This is a genomic window from Pseudomonas koreensis (assembly GCF_024169245.1).
In the GTDB taxonomy this organism is placed as follows: domain Bacteria; phylum Pseudomonadota; class Gammaproteobacteria; order Pseudomonadales; family Pseudomonadaceae; genus Aquipseudomonas; species Aquipseudomonas koreensis_F.
Map to the genome: position 1 here is coordinate 5391764 of NZ_JALJWP010000001.1, position 23104 is coordinate 5414867.

General features: G+C 60.7%; 21 protein-coding genes. 10 read left to right on the forward strand and 11 right to left on the reverse strand.

The features are described 5' to 3' along the window. Nucleotides 1–41 precede the first annotated feature (41 nt). On the forward strand, nt 42–2987 hold the full coding sequence (locus tag J2Y90_RS23850) for an HD domain-containing phosphohydrolase (RefSeq protein ID WP_253504019.1): 2946 nt from the start codon (nt 42–44) through the stop codon (nt 2985–2987). Here J2Y90_RS23850 and J2Y90_RS23855 read toward each other — a convergent pair whose 3' ends face one another. Both J2Y90_RS23855 and J2Y90_RS23860 read right to left on the reverse strand, forming a co-directional pair. Then, nucleotides 2988–3470: a GAF domain-containing protein gene (locus J2Y90_RS23855; protein WP_253504022.1), complete on the reverse strand. Its 483-nt coding sequence runs from the start codon at nt 3468–3470 to the stop codon at nt 2988–2990. Further along, a complete protein-coding gene (locus tag J2Y90_RS23860) occupies nt 3467–4357 on the reverse strand; it encodes an ATP-binding protein (RefSeq protein ID WP_253504024.1) in 891 nt (296 codons plus the stop codon). Before J2Y90_RS23860 ends, J2Y90_RS23855 begins: the two co-directional genes overlap by 4 nt. 165 nt (nt 4358–4522) lie before the next feature. Here J2Y90_RS23860 and J2Y90_RS23865 point away from each other — a divergent pair, with 165 nt between their 5' ends. After that, nucleotides 4523–6844, forward strand: coding sequence for a hybrid sensor histidine kinase/response regulator (locus J2Y90_RS23865; protein WP_253504027.1), 2322 nt, complete (start codon nt 4523–4525; stop codon nt 6842–6844). On the opposite strand, the gene J2Y90_RS23870 is transcribed toward J2Y90_RS23865, so the two are convergent. The 3 genes from J2Y90_RS23870 to msrB all read right to left on the reverse strand — a co-directional run bounded on the left by J2Y90_RS23870 (nt 6828) and on the right by msrB (nt 8268). Beyond that, nucleotides 6828–7286: a MarR family winged helix-turn-helix transcriptional regulator gene (locus J2Y90_RS23870; RefSeq protein ID WP_253504029.1), complete on the reverse strand. Its 459-nt coding sequence runs from the start codon at nt 7284–7286 to the stop codon at nt 6828–6830. The two genes, J2Y90_RS23865 and J2Y90_RS23870, sit on opposite strands and share 17 nt — an antisense overlap. Further along, the gene (locus tag J2Y90_RS23875) at nt 7283–7768 is read right to left on the reverse strand and encodes a glutathione peroxidase (RefSeq protein ID WP_253504032.1); all 486 of its coding nucleotides are present in this window, start codon (nt 7766–7768) and stop codon (nt 7283–7285) included. The genes J2Y90_RS23870 and J2Y90_RS23875 overlap by 4 nt, the downstream gene beginning before the upstream one ends. Nucleotides 7769–7872: 104 nt before the next feature. Next, nucleotides 7873–8268 (reverse strand): peptide-methionine (R)-S-oxide reductase MsrB, encoded by a 396-nt coding sequence (gene msrB / locus J2Y90_RS23880; protein WP_253504036.1) that lies wholly within the window; start codon nt 8266–8268, stop codon nt 7873–7875. A gap of 224 nt (nt 8269–8492) precedes the next feature. On the opposite strand from msrB, the gene J2Y90_RS23885 reads away from it, so the two are divergent. Further along, complete coding sequence (locus J2Y90_RS23885; protein WP_016770856.1) at nt 8493–9704, forward strand: pyridoxal phosphate-dependent aminotransferase; 1212 nt, start codon at nt 8493–8495, stop codon at nt 9702–9704. Between the two features lie 303 nt (nt 9705–10007). Beyond that, nucleotides 10008–10895, forward strand: coding sequence for a protease HtpX (gene htpX, locus J2Y90_RS23890; RefSeq protein ID WP_007908619.1), 888 nt, complete (start codon nt 10008–10010; stop codon nt 10893–10895). Nucleotides 10896–11066: 171 nt separating this feature from the next. Here the strand turns inward: htpX and J2Y90_RS23895 are convergent, their stop codons facing one another. After that, the gene (locus tag J2Y90_RS23895; RefSeq protein ID WP_253504038.1) at nt 11067–11723 is read right to left on the reverse strand and encodes a thiopurine S-methyltransferase; all 657 of its coding nucleotides are present in this window, start codon (nt 11721–11723) and stop codon (nt 11067–11069) included. 103 nt (nt 11724–11826) lie between these two features. On the opposite strand from J2Y90_RS23895, the gene J2Y90_RS23900 reads away from it, so the two are divergent. Continuing rightward, nucleotides 11827–12594: a DODA-type extradiol aromatic ring-opening family dioxygenase gene (locus J2Y90_RS23900; RefSeq protein WP_253504041.1), complete on the forward strand. Its 768-nt coding sequence runs from the start codon at nt 11827–11829 to the stop codon at nt 12592–12594. A 160-nt stretch (nt 12595–12754) separates the two neighbouring features. Here J2Y90_RS23900 and J2Y90_RS23905 read toward each other — a convergent pair whose 3' ends face one another. Next, nucleotides 12755–14428, reverse strand: a complete 1674-nt coding sequence (locus J2Y90_RS23905; protein ID WP_253504044.1) for a DEAD/DEAH box helicase — start codon at nt 14426–14428, stop codon at nt 12755–12757. Nucleotides 14429–14847: 419 nt separating this feature from the next. Here J2Y90_RS23905 and J2Y90_RS23910 point away from each other — a divergent pair, with 419 nt between their 5' ends. Continuing rightward, entirely contained in the window at nt 14848–15639 is a 792-nt protein-coding gene (locus J2Y90_RS23910; RefSeq protein ID WP_253504047.1) for a crotonase/enoyl-CoA hydratase family protein, read from the forward strand. 109 nt (nt 15640–15748) lie between these two features. On the opposite strand, the gene J2Y90_RS23915 is transcribed toward J2Y90_RS23910, so the two are convergent. Next, nucleotides 15749–16504 carry a spermidine synthase gene (locus J2Y90_RS23915; protein ID WP_253504050.1) on the reverse strand — a complete coding sequence of 252 codons (756 nt, stop codon included), beginning with the start codon at nt 16502–16504 and terminating at the stop codon, nt 15749–15751. A gap of 151 nt (nt 16505–16655) precedes the next feature. Between J2Y90_RS23915 and J2Y90_RS23920 the strand changes: the two genes are divergently transcribed. Next, nucleotides 16656–18002, forward strand: a complete 1347-nt coding sequence (locus J2Y90_RS23920) for a class II 3-deoxy-7-phosphoheptulonate synthase (protein ID WP_253505323.1) — start codon at nt 16656–16658, stop codon at nt 18000–18002. Between the two features lie 98 nt (nt 18003–18100). On the opposite strand, the gene J2Y90_RS23925 is transcribed toward J2Y90_RS23920, so the two are convergent. Both J2Y90_RS23925 and J2Y90_RS23930 read right to left on the reverse strand, forming a co-directional pair. Beyond that, complete coding sequence (locus J2Y90_RS23925) at nt 18101–19327, reverse strand: winged helix-turn-helix domain-containing protein (protein WP_253504053.1); 1227 nt, start codon at nt 19325–19327, stop codon at nt 18101–18103. A 64-nt stretch (nt 19328–19391) separates the two neighbouring features. Then, entirely contained in the window at nt 19392–19613 is a 222-nt protein-coding gene (locus J2Y90_RS23930) for a DUF1127 domain-containing protein (RefSeq protein WP_253504056.1), read from the reverse strand. Between the two features lie 97 nt (nt 19614–19710). Between J2Y90_RS23930 and J2Y90_RS23935 the strand changes: the two genes are divergently transcribed. Continuing rightward, on the forward strand, nt 19711–20565 hold the full coding sequence (locus J2Y90_RS23935; RefSeq protein ID WP_172667885.1) for a LysR substrate-binding domain-containing protein: 855 nt from the start codon (nt 19711–19713) through the stop codon (nt 20563–20565). Here the strand turns inward: J2Y90_RS23935 and J2Y90_RS23940 are convergent. Further along, nucleotides 20555–21301 carry a sulfite exporter TauE/SafE family protein gene (locus J2Y90_RS23940; protein ID WP_301291685.1) on the reverse strand — a complete coding sequence of 249 codons (747 nt, stop codon included), beginning with the start codon at nt 21299–21301 and terminating at the stop codon, nt 20555–20557. The genes J2Y90_RS23935 and J2Y90_RS23940 overlap by 11 nt on opposite strands. Nucleotides 21302–21410: 109 nt before the next feature. Here J2Y90_RS23940 and J2Y90_RS23945 point away from each other — a divergent pair, with 109 nt between their 5' ends. Continuing rightward, nucleotides 21411–22367 (forward strand): LysR substrate-binding domain-containing protein, encoded by a 957-nt coding sequence (locus J2Y90_RS23945; protein ID WP_253504059.1) that lies wholly within the window; start codon nt 21411–21413, stop codon nt 22365–22367. Between the two features lie 75 nt (nt 22368–22442). Next, nucleotides 22443–22898: a MarR family winged helix-turn-helix transcriptional regulator gene (locus J2Y90_RS23950; RefSeq protein WP_253504062.1), complete on the forward strand. Its 456-nt coding sequence runs from the start codon at nt 22443–22445 to the stop codon at nt 22896–22898. The last annotated feature ends 206 nt before the right edge of the window (nt 22899–23104 follow it).

Here is a 23104-nt window from a genome sequence, read left to right on the forward strand (position 1 = left end):
GGGCGCTGAGCAGTGAGTCGAACATTCATGGAGAGCCTGAAATGCCCAGCCCACTGCGCCACGAGCAGCGCCGCTTGCCGCTGCATGTGCACATCAGCGTCATGTTCACCTTTCTCTTGTTGCTCACCGGCGTGGTGCTGGGCCTGTTCAATTATCACCAGACCACGCAAATCATCCTGTCGAGCAGCGAGAAACTGTTCGATCGTATCGAACAGGATGTGCGCCTGGACCTGCAGGCTACCTACCAACCGATCCGTCATCTGCTGAGTCTGCTGGCGGACACCCCGGCCGCTCAGTCTGCCGATCTTGAACAACGTCTGGCCCTGCTCAAGCCGTTCAGCCAGTCACTCACCGACAACCCGGCACTGGCTTCGCTGTATCTGGGTTACGCCAATGGCGATTTCTTCATGGTGCGTGCGCTACGTACGGTGGCCCTCAAGGCCCAGCTCCAGGCACCGCAAGCCGCGGCATATCAGGTCTGGAGCATTGAGCATGACTTGCAGGGCGTGGCGCGCTCGCAATCGCTGTTCTTCGATCAGGCACTGACGCCGATCAGCCGTCGCGATCATCTCGAAGACGTGTACGATCCACGCAGCCGAGCCTGGTTTAACGATGCCCTGCACCAGGCCGGACAGATCACCACCGAACCCTACGTATTTTTCTCCACTCACAACGTGGGCACCACACTGGCCCGGCGCAGCAGCGAGAACGCCGTGATTGGCGCCGACCTGACTCTCGCTTCGCTGTCGACCGCCCTCGGCAAGCATCGCGTTACACCTTCGACAGAGATCGCGTTATACGACGCCGACGGCAATGCCGTGGCCTACCCCGACAGCCATCGCCTGATCGTCGATGATCGCAGCGCACGGCTGGCCAGAGCGTCCGATTTGAGCCCGGAGCTGAACGCGCTGCTCACCTCCGACACTATCGGCAAGCGTCTACAGGTAAACAACCGACAGTGGATTGTTGCGCGCACAAGCATTGAGGAAGGCGGGCCGAAAGGCCTGCAACTGGCGCTGCTGGTGCCCGAAGACGAGTTGCTGGCGGACGCTTTTCGCATGCGTTGGCAGGGCGCGCTGATCACTCTGGCCATACTGTTGCTGTGCCTGCCACTGGGCTGGGTGATTTCGCGGATTCTGGTCAAGCCGCTGCACGCACTGGTCAAGGAAGCCGATGCCATTCGCAGCTTCGACTTCAATTTTCCGCTGGCGCGACGCTCTCTCGTACTGGAAGTCGACCAATTGAGCCTGTCGATGGCGCGGATGAAAGAGACGCTGGGAAGTTTCTTCCGCATCACCGATAGCCTGTGCGCCGAAACGCGTTTCGCCCCGCTGCTCGAACGCGTGCTGTTCGAAACCGTACAGATCGCTCAAGCGCAGGCCGGCCTGATCTATCTGCGTGAAGCCGACGGTGCGCGCATGGAACCTTATGGGCTGGTGATTGATGGCGTGCCGCAGGCGCTGGAAGCGTTCGACATTCAGGGACGAGAGCTGCATAAAAACACCGGGCCGGCGTGGTTCGAACAATTGGCCAGCGCCGACAATACAGTCAGCCATCTGGGCTTCGATCAAGCCGGCGACTTGCAGAAAATTCTGCTGGCCATGCAATCACCGCGCATCCACCTGATCGGTATCCGCCTGCACAACCAGCACGACGAAACCATCGGCCTGCTGATTCTGCTGGTCAATGACAGCGGCGCGCCGAGCGATCTGGAAAAGCTGCGGCCCGACCGTATAGCCTTCTTGCAAGCGGTCTCCGGCGCGGCGGCGGTGAGCATCGAAAGTCAGCGCCTGCAAGCTCGGCAAAAACAGCTGCTCGATGCCTTCATTCAATTGCTCGCCAGCGCGATCGATGCCAAGAGCCCGTACACCGGGGGACATTGCCAGCGCGTACCGGAGCTGACACTGATGCTCGCCCAGGCCGCTGCCGCCAGCCACGACCCGGCGTTCAGCGCCTACCAGCCCAGTGAGGATGAATGGGAGGCCCTGCACATCGCTGCGTGGCTGCACGATTGCGGCAAGGTCACGACGCCGGAATATGTGGTCGACAAAGCCACCAAACTCGAGACCATCAACGACCGCATCCACGAAATCCGTACCCGCTTCGAAGTGCTCAAGCGTGATGTCTGGATCAACTACTGGCAAACGCTGGCGAGCGGTGCTGACGAGGCTGCGCTGGCCCGCGCGCGCGACAGTGAGCTGCTGATGCTCGACGACGACTTTGCCTTTGTCGCCCGCTGCAATCTTGGTGGCGAAGCCATGGCCGAGGCTGATCTGCAACGCCTTGATCAAGTCGCCCAACGCACCTGGATGCGCACGCTGGATGATCGTCTGGGCGTGTCGTGGGAAGAAAACCGCCGTCAGGCAAAAACTTCGCCGCCCACGCTACCCGTCAGCGAAAGACTCCTGGCGGACAAACCCGAACACTTGATCGAGCGCGACAAGAGCGAGTTGATTCCGCAAGACAATCCGTGGGGATTCAAACTGGATGTGCCCGAATACAAATACAACCGCGGCGAGCTGTACAACCTGAAGATCGCTCGCGGCACGCTGACCCGCGAAGAGCGTTACATCATCAACCACCACATGGTGCAGACCATCATGATGCTCAGCCATCTACCCTTCCCCGGTCACCTTGACAGCATTGCCGAGATCGCTGGGGGCCACCATGAAAAAATGGACGGCACCGGGTACCCCAAACGCCTGAAACGCGAGGAAATGAGCCTGCCGGCCCGGATGATGGCGATTGCCGATATTTTCGAAGCGCTGACAGCGGCTGATCGCCCCTACAAGAAAGCCAAGCCGTTGAGCGAGGCCCTGGGAATCATGGCGACCATGTGCCGCGAAGCACACATCGATGCGCCGCTGTTCGGCCTGTTCATCAGCGAGGGGGTGTATTTGCAGTATGCGACGCGGTTTCTCGATCCCGCGCAAATCGACAGCGTGAATACGGCCAGCCTGTTGCACAAGGCTGGCCTCAGCGGCTGATCAGCAGTCGGTCAGGCGCAGGAAAATCGCCGCCAGCTGCTCGATACCTGCCTGATCTTCGGCGCCGAAACGCGCCAGTTTCGGGCTGTCGAGGTCAAGTACGCCGATCAGACGACCGTCCTTGATCAAGGGCACCACCAATTCGCTGTTCGAGGCGCTGTCGCATGCGATATGGCCGGGAAAGGCATGCACATCCTCGACGCGCTGGGTCTGCAGGCTGGCAGCGGCGGCGCCACATACGCCACGCCCGAACGGGATACGCACGCAAGCGATCTGGCCCTGGAACGGTCCAAGCACCAGCTCTTCGTTGCGGTTGAGGTAGAAACCGGCCCAGTTCAAATCATCGAGCTGGTTGAACAGGAACGCGGAAAACTGCGCGGCATTGGCGATGAAATCGCGTTCGTCCGCCAGCAGCGATTCCAGTTGCGCGGCCAACATACCGTAGCCTTCGAGGCCCTGGCCGCTGTGTTGCAAATCAATCATGCCTTGTGCTCCAGCAATTTCAGTCCCACCCAGTAGCGGGCGAATTGATACGCGCAACGTCCGTTGCGATTACCGCGGCCGGTGGCCCAGCGCACGGCGAGGATGTCCAGTGCTTCGTCGCGCTGCCAGCTCAGGCCGGCCCTGGTGGCCAACTGGCCGATCCAGTGTTCGACGACATTGAGGAAGTGCTCTTGAGTGAACGGATAAAACGACAGCCACAGACCGAAACGGTCCGACAGGGCGATCTTGTCTTCCACCGCTTCGCTCGGGTGCAGTTCACCGTCGACGCGCTTCCAGTTTTCGTTGTCGCTTTCCTTTTCCGGCACGAGGTGGCGCCGGTTGGAAGTGGCGTAGAGCAAGACGTTGTCGGGGGCCTGCTCGAGCGATCCGTCGAGCACGCTTTTCAGCACGCGGTAGTCGCCTTCACCGGATTCGAACGACAAATCGTCGCAGAACAGCACGAAACGTTGTGGCAACTTGGCAATCTGCTCGACCACCCGTGGCAAGTCGGCCAGGTGATCGCGCTCGATCTCGATCAGGCGCAGGCCGGCGCCGGCGTGCTCGGCCAGCAACGCACGCACCAGCGAAGACTTGCCGGTACCGCGCGAGCCCCAGAGCAAGGCGTGGTTGGCCGGCATGCCATCAAGAAATTGTTGTGTGTTGCGCCCCAACTGCTCCAACTGCCGGTCGACGCCGATCAGGTCGGACAGACGCATGTCGAGGCTGACTTCCAGCGGCAACAGGTAACCGCTGCGACCGTCACGCTGCCAGCGCGCGGCCAGACATGTGTTCCAGTCAATGACAGGACGTGGTGCCGGCAACAGCGGTTCGATCCGCGCCAGAACCGACTCGGCGCGTTCAAGAAAAGCATTCAATCGGGAATCCACGTCTTCTCCTCGGGCACTTTCACAGTGATGATGACTATCGAGCGACGACACACAGGTAAAATCACCTCAGCAAGCCTTGTTACAAGGCGATTCGGGAACCTCGGTATCCATACATGATCGACTATGCTTGAGCAGCGAAGGGAAACGGAAGTGGTTCAACACCCCATGGATATCAAATTCACCCACCGGCTGTCATACAAGCAAGCCAGGCTTACCGTGCTGGTCGGGTTCATTCTGGGCACCCTGCTCAGTCTGCTGCAGATCGGCATCGATTATGCCAGCGAAGACGCTTCCATCAACCGGGAAATCCTCGCGCTGCTGGAAATCAGCCACAATCCGGCTTCGCGCATCGCCTACAACATCGACGCCGAACTGGCGCAGGAACTCACTCTCGGCCTGCTGCGCTCGCCGGCGATCATCGCCGCGCAACTGATCGACAACAACGAAACCGTGCTGGCCAGCGTCAAACGCCCGGAGCTGCAGAGCAACTATCGGCTGATCAGCGACTTCCTGTTCGGCGCCAAGCGGCATTTCGAAGATCGCCTGTACCTTGACCACTTGCCCAACGAATCCCTCGGCGTCCTGAAGCTGGAAGTCGACACCTATGCCTTTGGCAGCCGCTTCCTGCGCCGCGCGGAAGTCACCCTGCTCAACGGTTTCGCCCGCAGTCTGCTGCTGACCGGGATCCTGCTGGCGCTGTTCTATGTGATGCTGACCAAACCGCTGGTGCGGGTCATTCGTGAACTCAGTGGCCGCGATCCGCGCAGCGCCGAGCCGACCACGCTTGAGTGCCCGGCCGGGCATGGCAACGATGAAATCGGCGTGCTGGTCAAAGTCGCCAATCAGCAGTTCGAGAACATTGCCACCGAAATCCAGCAACGGCGTACGGCGGAAAACCGTCTGACCGAATATCTGGCACAACTTGAAGACATCGTCTCGGCGCGTACCGCCGAGCTCAAGGCGATCAATGCCCGTCTCAGTCAATCCAACGAAGAACTCGAAGCGGCACGCCGCACGGCGCTGGACATGGCCGAAGCGCGTTCGGCCTTTCTGGCCAACATGAGCCATGAAATCCGCACGCCGCTCAACGGCTTGCTCGGAATGATTGCGCTGTCGCTGGACGGCCCACTGAATGCCGAGCAGCAGCAACAACTGTCGATTGCCCACGACTCGGGCAAGGTGCTGGTGGAACTGCTCAACGATATTCTTGACCTGTCGAAATTCGACGCCGGGCAACTGGAGCTGGAAAACATCCCGTTCGACCTCGGTTCGCTGATCGAGGACACCGCCAACCTGCTCTCACAAAATGCTGCGCCGAGCGTTGAGCTGACCTGTTTGATCGAGCCACACTTCCCGGCGCTGGTGCTGGGCGACCCGACGCGGGTACGGCAGATTGTCAGCAACCTTTTGTCCAATGCGCTGAAATTCACCCGCTTCGGTCGGGTCGATGTGCGTCTGTCGGCGTACAAGGGTGGCGTGCGCATCGAAGTCTGCGACACCGGCATCGGCATCGCCCAAGAAGCACAGTTGAAAATCTTCCAGCCGTTCACCCAGGCCGGCGCCGGCATCACCCGTCAGTACGGCGGCACCGGGCTCGGGCTGGCGCTGACGTATAACCTGTGCGAAGCGATGCAGGGTCGGCTGACCATCAGCTCCGAAAGCGGTTTTGGCAGCCAGTTCTGTGCCGAGCTGCCACTGCCCTGCCACACCCGCGCCCTGGCGCCGGTGCCATTACGCGGCAAGGTCCTCGCCATCACGGCCGCCAGCAGTGGTCTGGCAGAGCTGCTGAAAAGCCTGTTGCCGGTGTGGGGGCTGGAATACACGCAGCGCACCATCGATGATTCGCTGCTGGGCCTGAATCCGGACGTACTGATCACTGATTGCCCCGAGTGCCTGTTCGGTCTGCGCCCGAACATCACCGCGCCGATTCTGCTGGTGACTGCTTACGGAAGTTTCCTGCCCAGCGAAGAAGCCGCCGCCCTCGCCCCCTTGCAGCAGCAGGCCCGGCCGCTGGCGCGCAATGCGCTCTATCAACATTTGCGGCGGATTCTGCAGCCGGACGTCGCCACCCTCAGTGAAGCGCAAGCGGATGCTTCGCCGTCCGCACGTCGGGGCAAGGTGCTGCTGGTCGAGGACAACCCGGTCAATCAACTGGTCGCCAAAGGCATGCTCGGCAAGCTTGGCTGCGATGTAGTGGTGGCGGGCCATGGCGCCGAGGCGCTGGACCAGCTGGAGTTTGCCGATTTCGATCTGGTGTTGATGGACTGCAACATGCCGGTGATGGATGGCTATGAAGCCAGTCGACAGATTCGTCAGAGCGGGCGCTGGCCGAATCTGCCGATTGTCGCGCTGACCGCCAATGCGATGTCCGAGGAGCGCGAACGCTGCCGCGCCGCAGGCATGAGCGACTACCTCGCCAAACCGTTTCGTCGCGAAGAGCTGGCCGCGTTGCTGGATCAGTGGATGCCGACTACGCCAGCGTTTTGATCTGCCCGAGCAGGTGATCGAGACCGGCGCGTAAATCATTGAGCCGGCCGAGATCCACGCCGCTGTCGCACAGCAGGCGCGCCTTCAGCGGCCCGACCTGCTCGCGCAACGCCTGCCCGGCAGGCGTCAGACTCAAATGCACTTCGCGTTCATCCCGCGCCGAGCGCCGCCGCTGCACCAGTTGCAACTGCTCCAGACGCTTGAGCAACGGCGTCAACGTGCCCGAGTCCAGCGCCAGACGTACGCCCAAGGCTTTTACCGTCGGCTGCTCCGGTGCAGCGTCCTGCCATTCCCAGAGCACCAGCATCGCCAGGTACTGCGGGTAAGTCAGACCCAATTGATCGAGCATCGGCTTGTAGGCGCGAATCACCGCCCGCGAGGCTGCGTAAAGCTTGAAGCACAACTGGCTGTCGAGCTTCAGCGAATCAACCGGCAGGCTCATTTCAGCAGAGCTTCGATCTCGGAGCTCAAGTCCTGCGGCTTGGTCGTCGGGGCGAAACGCTTGACCAACTCGCCGTCCTTGCCGATGAGGAATTTGGTGAAGTTCCACTTGATGCCTTGGGAGCCAAGCAACCCAGGGGCGCGCTTCTTCAACTGCACGAACAGTGGGTGAGCATCGGCGCCGTTGACGTCGATCTTCTTGAACAGCGGGAAGCTGACGCCGAAATTCAGCTCGCAGAACTCACTGATGGCGCCCTCATTACCGGGTTCCTGTTTGCCGAACTGGTTGCAGGGGAAACCCAATACCACCAGCCCCTGGTCCTTATAGGTCTGCCAGAGTTCTTCGAGGCCTTTGTATTGCGGCGTGAAGCCACACTTGCTCGCCGTGTTGACCACCAGCACCGCTTTGCCGGCGAAATCGGCCAAGGTCTTTTGCTCACCCTTGATGGTCGTGCACGGGATATTCAGCAGGTTGTCGCTCATGGGACGGCTCCGCAATGGTCGGGAAAGCGCAAACATAACGAGCAATTGAATTGTGTGCAATCTAATTGCCGGATAAAAAGGCGACGCAATGTCGCCTGTTCTGTTTATTCGCGGGGTTTGAGATCCAGGCACACCGAGTTGATGCAATAACGCAGTCCGGTCGGTGGCGGGCCGTCCGGGAACACGTGCCCCAGATGCGCATCGCAGCGCGCGCATTTCACTTCGGTGCGGATCATGCCGTGGCTGGTGTCGCGAATTTCAGTCATCGCGCTTTCGCCGATTGGCGCGTAGAAGCTCGGCCAGCCGCAGCCGGAGTCGAACTTGGTCTTGGAGTCGAACAGCGGCTCGTCGCAGCAGACGCAGTGGTAGACACCGTCGATTTTCGTGTCGTTGTATTTGCCGGAGAACGGGCGCTCGGTGGCACTCAGACGGCAGACGTTGTACTGCTCGGGGTCGAGCATGGCCTTCCACTCTTCCAGGGTTTTCTGCAACTTTTCCATCATCACACCTCAGCGGCTGAAAAAGCCCGATCTGTACCTTTTCCACGGATCGGGCGGCACGTATGATTGCGCCTCGTCACGCGCCAGTCTGGCAGCCAGACCGGGCGCATTCAAACGGATTCTGAGCGCAAAAGCGTCAGACCTCCGCCTGTGCGAAGACGCAGCAATCCCAGTACGGTTGTCCATCCGCCGCCTGGATCGTTCATTTTCGGGATCACATCGCCATGCAGTTCAGCAAATCGAACAAGCTCGCCAACGTCTGCTACGACATTCGCGGCCCGGTGCTCAAGCACGCCAAACGACTGGAAGAGGAAGGCCAGCGCATCCTCAAGCTGAACATCGGCAACCCGGCGCCGTTTGGTTTCGAAGCGCCGGACGAAATTCTTCAGGACGTGATCCGCAACCTGCCGACCGCGCAAGGCTACAGCGACTCCAAAGGCCTGTTCAGCGCGCGCAAAGCGGTGATGCAGTACTACCAGCAGAAGCAGGTCGAAGGCGTCGGCATCGAAGACATCTACCTGGGCAACGGCGTTTCCGAACTGATCGTGATGTCGCTGCAGGCGCTGCTCAACAACGGCGACGAAGTGCTGGTTCCAGCGCCGGACTACCCGTTGTGGACCGCTGCCGTCAGCCTCGCCGGTGGTAACGCGGTGCACTACCTGTGCGACGAAGGCGCCGACTGGTTCCCGGATCTGGCCGACATCAAGGCCAAAATCACCCCGAACACCAAAGCCATGGTGATCATCAATCCGAACAACCCGACCGGCGCGGTTTACTCGAAAGAAGTGTTGCTGGGCATGCTGGAAATCGCCCGCGCGCACAACCTGGTGGTGTTCTCCGACGAGATTTACGACAAGATTCTTTATGATGACGCCGTGCATATCTGCACCGCTTCGCTGGCGCCGGACCTGCTCTGCCTGACCTTCAACGGGCTGTCGAAATCCTACCGCGTGGCCGGCTTCCGCTCCGGCTGGATCGCCATCTCCGGGCCGAAACACAACGCGCAGAGCTACATCGAAGGCATCGACATGCTGGCCAACATGCGTCTGTGCGCCAACGTGCCGAGCCAGCATGCGATCCAGACTGCGCTGGGCGGTTATCAGAGCATTAATGACCTCGTCCTGCCGCAGGGTCGCCTGCTGGAACAGCGCAACCGCACATGGGAACTGCTCAACGACATTCCCGGCGTCAGCTGCGTAAAGCCGATGGGCGCGCTGTATGCGTTCCCGAAAATCGACCCGAAGGTTTGCCCGATCCATAACGACGAGAAGTTCGTTCTCGACCTGCTGCTTTCCGAGAAACTGCTGGTGGTACAGGGCACGGCATTCAACTGGCCGTGGCCGGATCACTTCCGCGTGGTCACCCTGCCCCGCGTCGATGATCTGGAAATGGCCATCGGCCGCATCGGCAACTTCCTCAAGTCCTACCGCCAGTAAAGGGCCAGCAGTGCGCAACGGATTGGCTGTTGCGCACTGTCTGATTCAGCAACACATCTTTAACCCGCACCTTTGCAGCCCTTCTACACTTGCGATGCGAGCCGTGCAGACGTGTCTGACCTAATGGCGGCGGGACGAAAGGGTGTGTCATCCGTATCGGAATCAAGGGTGGGAATTTTCTTTTCCCTCAGGAAACCGCTGTAGGACACAGTTTGAAATAGTCACTCGGTTGAATACCCCGATGCCGCACCTTATATACCCCGCAGTACGCTACATCTTTAGCTTGAGGAGAGTTCTACAACCATGATGCGCATCCTGCTGTTTTTGGCCACTAACCTGGCGGTCGTGCTGATAGCCAGCATCACCCTGAGCCTGTTCGGCTTCAACGGGTTCATGGCGGCCAACGGGGTCGACCTTGACCTCAGTCAGCTGCTGGTTTTCTGTGCGGTCTTTGGTTTCGCCGGTTCGCTGTTTTCGCTGTTCATCTCCAAGTGGATGGCGAAGATGAGCACCGGTACGCAAATCATCAGCCAGCCACGCACCCGTCATGAGCAATGGCTGCTGCAAACGGTCGAGCAACTGTCCCGTGAAGCCGGAATCAAGATGCCTGAAGTCGGTATCTTCCCGGCCTACGAAGCGAACGCCTTTGCCACCGGCTGGAACAAGAACGACGCGCTGGTCGCCGTAAGCCAGGGCCTGCTCGAGCGTTTTTCGCCCGATGAAGTGAAAGCCGTGCTGGCCCACGAAATCGGTCACGTCGCCAATGGTGACATGGTGACTCTGGCGCTGATCCAGGGCGTAGTGAACACCTTTGTGATGTTCTTCGCGCGGATCATCGGTAACTTCGTCGACAAGGTGATCTTCAAGAACGAAGAAGGCCAGGGCATCGCCTACTATGTGGCGACCATTTTCGCCGAACTGGTGCTGGGCATTCTCGCCAGCGCAATCGTCATGTGGTTCTCGCGCAAGCGCGAATTCCGTGCCGACGAAGCCGGCGCCCGCCTGGCGGGTACCAGCGCTATGATCGGCGCACTGCAACGTCTGCGCGCCGAACAGGGCCTGCCAGTGCACATGCCCGACACCCTGAACGCCTTTGGCATCAACGGTGGCATCAAACAGGGCTTCGCCCGCATGTTCATGAGCCACCCGCCGCTGGAAGAGCGTATTGACGCATTGCGTCGTCGCGGTTGATTCAACCAGTTTAAAAAGAAGGCCCGCAGTGATGCGGGCCTTTTTTTGTGTCCGACAATTATGCGCTGGCAGTGCCGACCCTTTCGCGAGCAGGCTCGCTCCCACCTTTGAAATGCATTCCCCTGTGGGAGCGAGCCTGCTCGCGAAGACGCCGGAACTGTTAACAAACAACTATCTGGAGGAAACCCGGTAAACCCGCTCCACCAGCCATTCAGCCCCAGCCTGCAGAAACTTCGGGCTTTCGGCCAAGACATCCCGCTCTTCCAGCCTCTCCACCTGCCAAGCCTCACCCAGCAATCGCTGCACCTCATCATCATTCACCGCAAACGGCGGCCCCGGAATCTGCGCCTGATCGTAATCCAGGGTAATCACCAGCCCTTTCATCCCCTGCGCCAGCAGCTGCTGCAGATGCGCCGCGTAGCGCTCGCGCATCGCCTCCGGCAAGGCAATCAACGCCGCGCGGTCGTACAGCGCAGCGCAATCTGCGACGTCCTCTGCCGTCAGTGCAAAAAAATCACCGCACCATAATTCGAACGCACCAGTGCGATAAACCTTGAATGCACCCTGCTCGCTGATCTGCGGCTGCAACTGATGTTCGCTGAAAAACTCCTCGACAGCCTTTTCCGACAGTTCAACCCCGAGCACCGAATGCCCCTGCCCGGCGAGCCAGAGCAAATCCAGACTTTTCCCGCAAAGGGGCACCAGCACACGCGCCGACGACGCAATCGCCAGATCCGGCCAGTAGCGCTGCAAATACGGGTTGGCCTCGGGCTGATGAAAGCCAATCTGGTTGGAATCCCATTTCTTGTACCAAAACTCAGGCTGCATGGCTCACTCCCGAAAAACCGATGAAAAACCGCAGAAACTTATATTGGATTCAGATCGATGACCTGACTGAAGATGGCTCATCTTAACGCTGAGGAGTCCGTCCATGTTGCCCAGCCTGTTTATCTCCCACGGTTCACCGATGCTGGCGCTGGAACCCGGTGCCAGCGGCCCGGCATTGGCACGACTGGCCGCCGAGTTGCCACGCCCCAAAGCCATCGTCATCGTCTCGGCACATTGGGAAAGCCAAGAGCTGCTGGTGGGCAGCCATCCGCATCCGGAGACCTGGCACGACTTCGGCGGTTTTCCGCGAGCGCTGTTCGAAGTGCAATATCCAGCGCCGGGCAATCCGCGGTTGGCAGCCGAAGTGGCTGAGCTGCTGAACGCCAATAACCTGCCGGCGCGTCTCGATCCGCAACGGCCGTTCGATCATGGCGTCTGGGTGCCGTTGTCGCTGATGTATCCGCAGGCCGATATTCCAGTGGTGCAAGTCTCGCTGCCGAGTCGTGGCGGGCCGGCGTTGCAGACACGAGTTGGCCGTGCGCTGGCGAGCCTGCGCGAACAGGGCATTCTGTTGATCGGCTCCGGCAGCATCACCCATAACCTGCGCGAGCTGGACTGGCATGCCGGGCCGGAAAGCGTTGAACCATGGGCGCGGGACTTCCGTGACTGGGTAATCGAAAGGCTCGCAGCCGACGATGAGGCGGCGCTGCACGACTATCGTCGGCAAGCGCCGAATGCCGTGCGCAGTCACCCGAGTGATGAGCATTTGTTGCCGTTGTATTTTGCGCGCGGTGCTGGCGGTGAGTTCAGCGTGGCGCATCAGGGCTTTACGATGGGCGCGTTGGGTATGGATATTTATCGTTTCGGTTAACAGCAAAAGATCGCAGCCTTCGGCAGTTCCTACAGTGGATCACATTCCAAAATGCAGGAGCTGCCGAAGGCTGCGATCTTTTGATCTTGAGAACAGGCAAAAAAAATCCCCGAACCAGTCGGGGATTTTTTTATCTGCGATCAATCAACCCAAGGGCGGATCAATCTTCGCGGTAGCGACGCAGCTTGAGCTGCTTACCGGCCACGCGAGTGTCCTTCAGTTTGGTCAGGAGTTTTTCCAGACCTTCTTCCGGCAGCTCGACGAGGCTGAAGCTGTCCCGCACCTGGATGCGACCGATCGCTTCACGGGCCAGACCGCCTTCGTTGAGGATGGCGCCCAGCAGGTTTTTCGCAGCGATACCGTCACGCGCACCCAGCGCGGTACGGCAACGAGCACGGCCTTCGCCCAAAGGCATTGGCGCGCGACGCTCGCGGTCACCACGGTCCGGACGATCACCGGTGCGCTCAGGACGGTCGCCACGCGGTGCGTTGTTCGGCACCAGCGGACGTTCCTTCTCGATCGCCGCCAGGTTCAGCGCTTGACCGTTGGTAGCCTTGCGCAGCAGCGCAGCAGCCAGTGCACGCGGGGTGCAACCGATGTCGGCGGTCAGGCGATCGAGCAGTTCACCGTGAGTCGATTCGGCATCAGCAACCAGCGGCGACAGGCTGTTGGTCAGTTTCTTGATGCGTGCATCGAGCACAGCCTGAGCGTCCGGCAGGCGGACTTCAGCAACTTTCTGACCGGTCACACGCTCGATCACTTGCAGCATGCGGCGCTCACGTGGAGTCACCAGCAGCAGCGCACGACCTTCGCGACCGGCACGACCGGTACGGCCGATACGGTGCACGTAGGACTCCGGGTCGTACGGCATGTCAACGTTGAACACGTGAGTGATGCGCGGAACGTCCAGACCACGGGCAGCAACGTCGGTCGCGACAACGATGTCCAGACGGCCATCTTTCAGCGAGTCGATAACGCGCTCACGCTGGTTCTGGGCGATATCACCGTTCAGCGCCGCGGCTTTGTAGCCTTTGGCGTCGAGAGCGCTGGCCAGGTCCAGAGTGGCCTGCTTGGTGCGCACGAACATGATCAGTGCGTCGAAGTCTTCGACTTCCAGCAGGCTGAGCACGGCCGAGGTTTTCTGGTCAGCGTGAACCAACAGGTGAGCCTGTTCGATCGCGGTAACGGTCTGGGTCTTGGTCTGGATCTTGACGTGTTGCGGATCGCGCAGGTGGCGTTCGGCAATGGCGCGAATCGACTGCGGCAGGGTCGCCGAGAACAACACGGTCTGGCGGGTTGCTGGCAGAGCCTTGAAGATGACTTCCAGGTCATCCATGAAGCCAAGCTTCAACATTTCGTCGGCTTCGTCGAGAACCAGATGGTTCACGGTCGACAGAACTTTCTCGTCGCGACGCAGGTGGTCGCACAGACGACCCGGAGTAGCGACAACGATCTGTGCGCCATTACGGATTGCCTTGAGTTGCGGGCCCATCGGCGCGCCGCCGTAAACGGCCACGACGGTAACGCCTGGCATTTGCTTGGCGTAGGTTTCAAAAGCGGTTGCTACTTGCAGCGCCAACTCTCGGGTTGGCGCCAGGATCAGGGCTTGCGGTTCGCGCTTGGCAGGATCGATGCGGTGCAGAATAGGCAGTGCGAACGCGGCGGTTTTACCGGTACCGGTTTGCGCCTGGCCAATCATGTCCTGGCCGGCCATGATGATCGGGATCGATTGCTGCTGAATCGCCGAAGGCTCTTCGTAGCCAGTCGCTGCGACGGCTGCAAGGATATTCGGGTTGAGATTAAAAGCGGCGAATCCGCCGGTTTCCTGGGTCATGGGTCTGCCTCTAAGTGCATCCGCAAAGACCCATGCTCCAAAGCTGCGCATGCCGTGTTGAGACTCAAGAGTCGCCCTGGCAGCTTTGTCGGCGGGGATTTGCGAAAACGAATGAATGAAGATGAATCGTCAAGGGAGAGCCCGCAATGCGGACGTGCAGCCGAAGCTGACTTCGGGAAATGCGCTACCTAAACGCGGCCCGGTTAAAGGCCGGCGCGCACTATACCGGATTTCGCCCGAAAAGGGAGCTTTTTTTAACGACACAATCCGTGTGTCACCGCCGTGCAACGGGGTTTTGCGGATAATCGCGCCACGGTCTATTTTGCAAGGGCCCGGCCCTGTGGGCGATGCCGCTAAAACGATTCACCGAGCTGCGGCAAAGCGCCGCGCCTTTGCCCTTCCCGCTTGAGGATTTCGCCATGAACCAGCCCTGCGCCGGCCGCGTCAGCCGAGAACGTCGTGGTCACCTGCACCTTATCGGCCTCGATCGGGCGGCCAAGCGCAACGCCTTCGACCTCGACCTGCTCAACGACCTGAGCCGCGCCTATGGCGAGTTCGAAGCCGACCGCGAAGCGCGGGTGGCCGTGGTGTTCGGCCACGGTGAACACTTCACCGCCGGGCTCGATCTGGTCAATGCCAGCGCCGCCCTGGCCGAAGGCTGGCAGGTGCCGCCCGGCGGTTGCGACCCCTGGGGCGTTTTCGTTGGGCCCCGGGTGAGCAAACCGGTAATTGTCGCCGCGCAGGGTTACTGCCTGACCATCGGCATCGAGTTGATGCTGGCGGCAGACATCAACCTGTGCGCGAGCAATACCCGCTTCGCGCAGATGGAAGTGCAGCGTGGGATCTTTCCTTTTGGCGGCGCGACTTTGCGTTTTCAGCAAATCGCCGGCTGGGGCAATGCGATGCGCTGGTTGCTCACCGGCGATGAGTTTGATGCCCACGATGCGTTGCGTTTGGGCCTGGTGCAGGAAGTGATGGCCAGCGAAGACCTGATGCCCCGGGCGATCGAGCTGGCCGAGCGGATTGCCCGACAGGCGCCGCTGGGCGTGCAGGCGACGCTGATGTCAGCGCGACAGGCTCGGTATGAAGGTGAAACAGCAGCGGCGCAGGGGTTGCCGGCGCTGGTGAAGAAGTTGCTCGCCACTGAGGATGCCAGGGAGGGGGTGCGGTCGATGGTGGAGCGGCGGCCAGGGATCTTCAAAGGGATCTGAAAGTTGCACCGTTCATGATGCCCCCTTCGCGAGCAAGCTCGCTCCCACAGGGGGAACGCATTCCAAATGTGGGAGCGAGCTTGCTCGCGAAGGGGGCATCAATGACAAATCAAGTTGCCGGGCGAATCGCCTTGATCAACGACTGCAACGAATACCCCAGCTGCGGCGCCAGCGCTTCGGCCCGTTGGGTCAGCGCCTGCATGTCCAGTGCCTGATCAAGATCCGCCGGGACGATCAGAATCACGTTGCCCTCCTTCACCGGCAATTCCCAGTAGTGCCGGTGATAGAGCCCGCGCAACAACGCCGCTCCCAGCGGTTTGCCGTCATCGGTGGCCCACTGGTTGATCACCAGCCAGCCGCCCGGATTCAGGCGCTTCTGACAATCGCCGAGAAAACTCCAGGCCAGATGCCCTACACCCGGGCCGACATCGGTGTACAGGTCGACGAAAATCAGGTCCGCCGGCTCGGCAGTCGGCAGCAATTCCAGCGCATCGCCGACGCGGATGTACAAACGCGGATCGTCATCCAGGCCCAAATATTCGATGGCCAGACGCGGGACGTCCGGGCGCAGTTCGATGGCTTCGACGTCTTCCAGCGGCAGGAATTTGAGACAGGCTTGGGTCAGCGTACCGGCACCGAGCCCGAGAAACAGCGCGCTCTCCGGCTGCTCATGGCACAACGCACCGATCAGCATCGCGCGGGTGTAATCATATTCGAGCCAGCTCGGGTCGGCGGTGAACACGCAGCTCTGCTCGATCGCATCGCCGAACTCGAGAAAGCGGTAATCGGCCACTTCCAGCACGCGAATCACGCCGAACTCATCCTGTACTTCGGCGAGCAGATGCTCGACGCGCTCCTCAGTCATTTCGTCTCCTGATGGTCACCGGGCGCGGTGACGCGATGGCGCCGCTGTGGCACCGTGGCAAAGCAGCGATTGTCGGCGATGGGGCGGGAACAGGTCACGCACTAATTGCTGCTAACATGGCGCTCCCCTGCGTATGAACTTCGAGACCGTGATGAGCCAACCGTGGAGCCCTGACAGCTGGCGCGCCCTGCCGATCCAGCAACAACCGCAATACCCCGACGCCGCGCACCTGCGCCAGGTCGAGCAGACACTGGCCAGCTATCCGCCGCTGGTGTTCGCCGGCGAAGCGCGCGAGCTGCGCCGTCAGTTCGCCGAAGTCACCCAGGGCCGGGCGTTTCTGTTGCAGGGCGGCGATTGCGCGGAAAGCTTTGCCGAATTCTCCGCAGCGAAGATCCGCGACACCTTTAAAGTGTTGCTGCAAATGGCGATCGTCATGACCTTTGCCGCCGGTTGCCCAGTGGTCAAGGTCGGACGCATGGCCGGCCAGTTCGCCAAGCCGCGTTCGGCCAACGACGAAACCATCGGCGGCGTGACCCTGCCGGCCTATCGTGGCGACATCGTCAATGGCATCGGCTTCGATGAAAAGAGCCGCGTGCCCGATCCGGAACGTCTGCTGCAGTCCTACCATCAGTCCACCGCGACCCTGAACCTGTTGCGCGCTTTCGCTCAGGGCGGTTTTGCCGACCTGCATCAAGTGCACAAGTGGAATCTGGATTTCATCGCCAATTCGGCGCTGGCCGAGAAGTACAGCCACCTTGCCGACCGCATCGATGAGACGCTGGCGTTCATGCGCGCCTGCGGCATGGACAGCTCGCCGCAACTGCGCGAAACCAGTTTCTTCACCGCCCACGAAGCGTTGCTGCTGAACTACGAAGAAGCCTTCGTGCGCCGCGACAGCCTGACCAACGATTACTACGATTGCTCGGCGCACATGCTGTGGATCGGCGACCGCACCCGTCAGCTCGACGGCGCGCATGTCGAATTCCTGCGCGGGGTGAACAACCCGATCGGCGTCAAGGTCGGCCCGAGCATGAACCCCGATGACCTGATCCGCCTGATCGACGTGCTCAACCCGGACAATGATCCGGGCCGTCTGAACCTGATCGCGCGGATGGGCGCGAACAAGGTCGGCGAACATCTGCCGGCACTGATCCGGGCGGTGCAGCGCGAAGGCAAGCACGTGCTGTGGAGCTCCGACCCGATGCACGGCAACACCATCAAGGCCAGCAGCGGCTACAAGACCCGCGACTTTGCGCAGATCCTTGGCGAAGTGAAGCAGTTCTTCCAGGTGCACGAAGCGGAAGGCAGTTATGCCGGTGGCATCCATATCGAGATGACCGGGCAGAACGTCACCGAATGCATTGGCGGTGCGCGGCCGATTACCGAGGATGGGTTGTCCGACCGTTATCACACCCATTGTGATCCACGGATGAATGCCGATCAGTCGCTGGAGTTGGCGTTTTTGATTGCCGAGACGTTGAAGCAAGTCCGGCGCTAAACCGAGTCGCCATCTTCGCGAGCAAGCTCGCTCCCACACAGGACCTGTGGCCTACACAAAACCAATGTGGGAGCGAGCTTGCTCGCGAAGGGGCCAGCTCAGACACCCTCAATTTGCGCCAATACCAGCCTGAGCCGAGCCGCACTCTCGCGCTGACAATTCAACTGCACCCGCGCCAGCCCCAGCCACTGCGCCATCCGCCGCAGATTCAGCGCCAGCGCCAGCATCCCCTCCTCGCCCAGCCCCGGCTCTTCCTCGTGAACCGCATGCACCGCCAACTGCCCCGCCGCCCGTTCGGCACGCAGATCAACCCGCGCGGCGATCCGTTCGTTGTGCAAAAACGGCAGCACGTAATAGCCATAGACCCGCTTGGGTTGCGGTGTGTAAATCTCCAGGCGATAGCGAAAATCGAATAAGCGCTCGGTGCGGCTGCGTTCCCAGATCAATGAGTCGAACGGCGACAACAGCGCACTGGCAACGACTTTTCGCGGCACTTTGGGCTCCGGCAGGCAATAGGCGATCTGCCGCCAATCGCCGACTTCGCACATCTGCAATTGCCCCGCCTCAACCAGTTCAGCCAGACGCGGCCGCGCATCCACAGGATTCAGGCGGAAATAATCGCGCAGGTCTTTTTCCGTACCGACGCCCAATGCCTGCGCCGCATGCAACAGCAGACCGCGTTGCGCTTCAGCCTCATCCAGCAGCGGCTGCTGCAGGACCGCTGCCGGAAGGACCCGCTCGGGTAGATCGTACAAACGCTCGAAACCGCGGCGCCCCGCCACCGTCACCTCGCCAGCGGCGAACAGCCATTCCAGCGCGTGTTTCTCGGCACTCCAGTCCCACCAGGGTCCTGCTTTGTCCTGCCGGGTCGACAAACTGCCGGCGCCCAGTGCGCCCCGCTCTTCAACCGAAGCCAGCACGCGGCGAATGGTGTCCTGTTGTTCGCGACCAAACTTTGCCAGTTGCTGATAGATGTCCTCGCCACGTCTGGCTCGCTGCATACGCCAGCGCAACAACGGGTACATCGTCAGCGGCAGCAGCGACGCTTCGTGGCCCCAATATTCGAACAGCGTGCGCCGACGCCCGGAACTCCAGGCAGCCTGGTCGAGCAAATCAGAGGAATAGGAACCCAGGCGGGAAAACAGCGGCAGGTAGTGCGAGCGCACCACGGCATTGACGGAATCGATTTGCAGCAGGCCCAGCCGTTCGATCAGCCGGTTGAGGTGGCTGGCGTTGACGGTCGGCGGCTGGCGCCCATTGAACCCTTGGGCAGCCAGCGCCAGACGTCGCGCCTGTTTGAGGGAAAAGGACACTGTCGCGGGCATTGATTCCTCCATGTCTGCTCGCAACCTACCTCACCTGAAAGGGGTTTGTGTAGCGATAGCCTCATCATTTATGCATCGGGTCGTCCCAGAACGGCCGCACGGTTTCGTGTTCGACATCGGCGCGGCTGATGCCGATGTCCTTCAACGCTTCGTCGCTCAGACCAGCGAGCAATTCCCGTTCACGGTGCAGCTCATACCAACGGCTGAACTTGTGCAGCAGATCGGACACGATATGGCCGTGGCCAGACTGCTGTTGTTCACTCACATACTCTCTTTGACCTTTCATCGTCTTGCCTCCTTTTGTGGATGGCTCAAGTCTCGCGCTGGCGCTAAGATCAATCCAACGAATGTTTCTGATGGCATGCATCACGGAGATTCATCAATTGTCCGCGTACCCCAGTATCGATACCGATGTCCTGCGCACCTTCGTCGCGATCGCCGATCAGGGCGGTTTCACCCGTGCTGGCGAGATGGTCAACCGCACCCAGTCGGCGGTGAGCATGCAGATGAAACGCCTGGAAGAAGACGTGTTGCAGCGCCAGCTGTTCGAACGCGATGGTCGCCAGGTGCGACTGACGGCTGAAGGCCAGGTGCTGCTCGGTTACGCACGGCGCATCCTCAAACTGCACAGCGAGGTGTTCAACACCCTGCGCGAGCCACACATGGTCGGCACCGTGCGCATCGGCACACCGGACGATTATGTGATGCGGTTTCTGCCGGGAATTTTGTCGCGGTTTGCGCAGTTCTATCCGCTGATCCAGATCGAGGTGCATTGCGAATCGAGCAAGCAGTTGCTGCAACGCACCGATCTGGATTTGTCGATCGTCACCCGCGAGCCGGGCAACGAGATCGGCCAGTTGCTGCGCAAGGAGCGCTTTGTCTGGGCCGAGGCGCAGAATTTCAGCGCCCACGAACAGACGCCGCTGCCCCTGGCAATGTTCAACAGTGATTGTTTCTGCCGCTTATGGGCGTGCAATGCGCTGGATGCGATGGGCCGCGATTACCGCATCGCCTACAACAGCAGCAGCCTGTCGGCGCTGATGGCCGTGGTCAGCGCGGGTCTGGCAATCACCGCGCAGCTGGAAAGCCTGATCACCCCGGACATGCGCATCCTCGGCGCCGCCGAAGACCTGCCGCTGCTGCCCGAGGCGAGCATCATGCTGATCCGCAATCTGAACAACCCGTCGCCAATCACCGAGTGCCTGGCCGAGCACATCGTCGAAGGTTTCAAACTTTAAACGCGAGCATCACCGCACACAGCACCAGGAATCCGCAGAACAGCCCGCGCAGAAGCTTTTCCGGCATGGCGTGGGCCACTTTCACGCCCCAACTGATGCTGAGCAGACCTCCGACCGCCAGAGGCAGACCGATCATCCAGTCGACCTCATGGTGCACGGCGTAGGTCACCAGCGTCACACCGGTGCTCGGCAAAGCCAGCGCCAGCGACAGACCTTGAGCGACCACTTGCGTGGTGCCGAACAGGCTGGTCAGCACCGGCGTCGCGACCACCGCGCCGCCCACGCCGAACAAGCCGCCCATGGTTCCTGACGCCGCGCCAAGCACGCCCAGCCACGGCCATGAATAGCGCATTTCGGCAGTCGGCGCCGGGCGCGGACCGAACATTTTCAACAGGTTGTAAGCCGACAGCGCCACCAGAAACGCGACAAAACCGATGCGCATGGTTTGTGCATCAATGCCCACCGCCCAGATCGAACCGAGCCAAGCGAAGCAGAAGCCCATCACTGCCAGCGGCAGCGCATGGCGCAATTCGATGCGGTTGCGCTGATGATAACGCCACAGCGCCAGCATCACGTTCGGTACCACCATCACCAGCGCCGTGCCTTGGGCGATCTGCTGATCAAGCCCAAACCACACGCCAAGCAGCGGAATCGCGATCAAACCGCCGCCAATGCCAAAGATCCCGCCCAATGTGCCAAGAGCAGCGCCGAACAGCAGGTACAACAGAAAATCCATCACAAGCGTAATCCTCTAACGACAGGCGGCCAATGCTACGCACTCGCGCCTAGCGGGGAAACGCACAGCAACGCACAATGGCTGTGCCGATTTTGCATAAGCGTTTTCCATGAATCCTAATCAACTGACCGATCAGCTCGGTTTGTTTCTCGATGTGCTGGAGAGTGGCAGCTTTTCTGCCGCGTCGCGCCGTCATCCACTGACGCCTTCCGCCGTGGCCCGGCGCATCGACAGCCTGGAGAGTGCCGTCGGCAGTCAGCTGTTCGTACGCAGTACCCATGCCGTGCTGCCGACTTCGGCCGGTCTGGCCTTTGCCGAACGGGCGCGACGGATCATCGCCGAATTGCAGCTGGCCCGCGCCGAAGCAGTGTCGTTGAGCAGCGCGCCGGAAGGCTTGATCCGCATCGATGCACCAGCGGCATTCGGACGGCGGCATCTGGCGCCGGTGATCGCCGACTTTCTCCTGCTGTACCCGGGACTCGATGTGCAGATGCATCTGATCGACAGCTTCATCGACATGGCCGGCAGCAGTCTGGGCAAGGTCGATCTGGTGTTGCGTACCGGGCAGTTGGCTGACTCGCGCCTGGTTGCTACTCCACTGGCAAGCATGGTCCGCGTGGCCTGCGCCAGTCCTGACTATCTCAAACAGCGCGGCGTGCCCAGTCATCCCGCGCAATTGAGCGAACACGATGGCCTCGACTGGGAAGGCCTCGCTCCGCCCTTTGCCTGGAAATTCGACGTGGACGGGCAGTTGCAATTGCACCGGCCATCGCGCGTGCGCCTGAGCGCCAACAACGCCGAAGCGCTGGCGTGTGGCGCGGCGGCGGGTCTGGGCGTCGCACACCTGCCAACCTGGCTGGCCAGTGATTACCTGCTGCGGGGCGAGCTGGTGCCGCTGTTCTGTGAAAACGGCCTGCCGCCGCCGGAGTCCACCGGCATTTATGCGCTGCGCATGGAACAGCAGATCCATTCGCGCAGTCGCCTGTTGCTGGAATACCTGAAAACCCGCTTCAGTCCGGTGCCGCCATGGGATCTGGCACTGCAACGGCAATTCGCCCGGCACTGACGCCGGGCATATTTATCTGGCGCCTTAAAGATTCGAGCGCTAGATTAAAAAACGATCAACGATCAAGGCTTTGACATGACTTCCGAACGCGACAACTGCGACGACCTGCTGCTCGACAATCAGGCGTGCTTCGCCCTTCACTCGACTTCGCTGATGATGACCAAGGTCTACAAGCCGCTATTGCAGGCGCTGGGCCTGACCTATCCGCAGTATCTGGCGATGATGGTGTTATGGGAGAAGGATGGTTTGACTGTCGGAGAAATCAGCGCGCGCCTGCTGACCGATCCGGGATCGCTGACGCCATTGCTCAAGCGTCTTGAAGGCGAAGGCCTGCTCAGCCGCACCCGCAGTCGTGAAGATGAACGTGTGGTGATTGTTGAACTGACCGCAGCAGGCCGCGCCTTGCGCGACAAGGCGCAGACCGTGCCGCAGTGCATTCTCGGCGCCAGTGGTTTCACCCTTGAGCGTTTGCAGAAGTTGCAGGCCGAGTTGCAAGCGCTGCGCGGACATCTGCAAGACAGCCTCAACTGAACGCACGCAGCCCCTGTAGGAGTGAGCCTGCTCGCGATGGCGGTCTGTCAGGCCACACATGCGGTGACTGACCCACCGCTATCGCGAGCAGGCTCACTCCTACAGTTGATTTGCGCCGCTTGAAAATATTTTTTACCCTTCGACGTCCTCCCCGCCCGCTCTATCTCAAGCCTTTCCAGCTGATTGATCTCCCGACAGTGGCCTTC

What these genes read in the sequence shown, in the direction of transcription:
- J2Y90_RS23850 (WP_253504019.1), top strand. Translation starts at nt 42, where the DNA reads ATGCCCAGCCCACTGCGCCACGAGCAGCGCCGCTTGCCGCTGCATGTG.
- J2Y90_RS23855 (WP_253504022.1), bottom strand. Translation starts at nt 3,470, where the DNA reads ATGATTGATTTGCAACACAGCGGCCAGGGCCTCGAAGGCTACGGTATG.
- J2Y90_RS23865 (WP_253504027.1), top strand. Translation starts at nt 4,523, where the DNA reads ATGGATATCAAATTCACCCACCGGCTGTCATACAAGCAAGCCAGGCTT.
- J2Y90_RS23870 (WP_253504029.1), bottom strand. Translation starts at nt 7,286, where the DNA reads ATGAGCCTGCCGGTTGATTCGCTGAAGCTCGACAGCCAGTTGTGCTTC.
- J2Y90_RS23875 (WP_253504032.1), bottom strand. Translation starts at nt 7,768, where the DNA reads ATGAGCGACAACCTGCTGAATATCCCGTGCACGACCATCAAGGGTGAG.
- msrB (WP_253504036.1), bottom strand. Translation starts at nt 8,268, where the DNA reads ATGGAAAAGTTGCAGAAAACCCTGGAAGAGTGGAAGGCCATGCTCGAC.
- J2Y90_RS23885 (WP_016770856.1), top strand. Translation starts at nt 8,493, where the DNA reads ATGCAGTTCAGCAAATCGAACAAGCTCGCCAACGTCTGCTACGACATT.
- htpX (WP_007908619.1), top strand. Translation starts at nt 10,008, where the DNA reads ATGATGCGCATCCTGCTGTTTTTGGCCACTAACCTGGCGGTCGTGCTG.
- J2Y90_RS23895 (WP_253504038.1), bottom strand. Translation starts at nt 11,723, where the DNA reads ATGCAGCCTGAGTTTTGGTACAAGAAATGGGATTCCAACCAGATTGGC.
- J2Y90_RS23900 (WP_253504041.1), top strand. Translation starts at nt 11,827, where the DNA reads ATGTTGCCCAGCCTGTTTATCTCCCACGGTTCACCGATGCTGGCGCTG.
- J2Y90_RS23905 (WP_253504044.1), bottom strand. Translation starts at nt 14,428, where the DNA reads ATGACCCAGGAAACCGGCGGATTCGCCGCTTTTAATCTCAACCCGAAT.
- J2Y90_RS23910 (WP_253504047.1), top strand. Translation starts at nt 14,848, where the DNA reads ATGAACCAGCCCTGCGCCGGCCGCGTCAGCCGAGAACGTCGTGGTCAC.
- J2Y90_RS23915 (WP_253504050.1), bottom strand. Translation starts at nt 16,504, where the DNA reads ATGACTGAGGAGCGCGTCGAGCATCTGCTCGCCGAAGTACAGGATGAG.
- J2Y90_RS23920 (WP_253505323.1), top strand. Translation starts at nt 16,656, where the DNA reads ATGAGCCAACCGTGGAGCCCTGACAGCTGGCGCGCCCTGCCGATCCAG.
- J2Y90_RS23925 (WP_253504053.1), bottom strand. Translation starts at nt 19,327, where the DNA reads ATGCCCGCGACAGTGTCCTTTTCCCTCAAACAGGCGCGACGTCTGGCG.
- J2Y90_RS23930 (WP_253504056.1), bottom strand. Translation starts at nt 19,613, where the DNA reads ATGAAAGGTCAAAGAGAGTATGTGAGTGAACAACAGCAGTCTGGCCAC.
- J2Y90_RS23940 (WP_301291685.1), bottom strand. Translation starts at nt 21,301, where the DNA reads ATGGATTTTCTGTTGTACCTGCTGTTCGGCGCTGCTCTTGGCACATTG.
- J2Y90_RS23945 (WP_253504059.1), top strand. Translation starts at nt 21,411, where the DNA reads ATGAATCCTAATCAACTGACCGATCAGCTCGGTTTGTTTCTCGATGTG.
- J2Y90_RS23950 (WP_253504062.1), top strand. Translation starts at nt 22,443, where the DNA reads ATGACTTCCGAACGCGACAACTGCGACGACCTGCTGCTCGACAATCAG.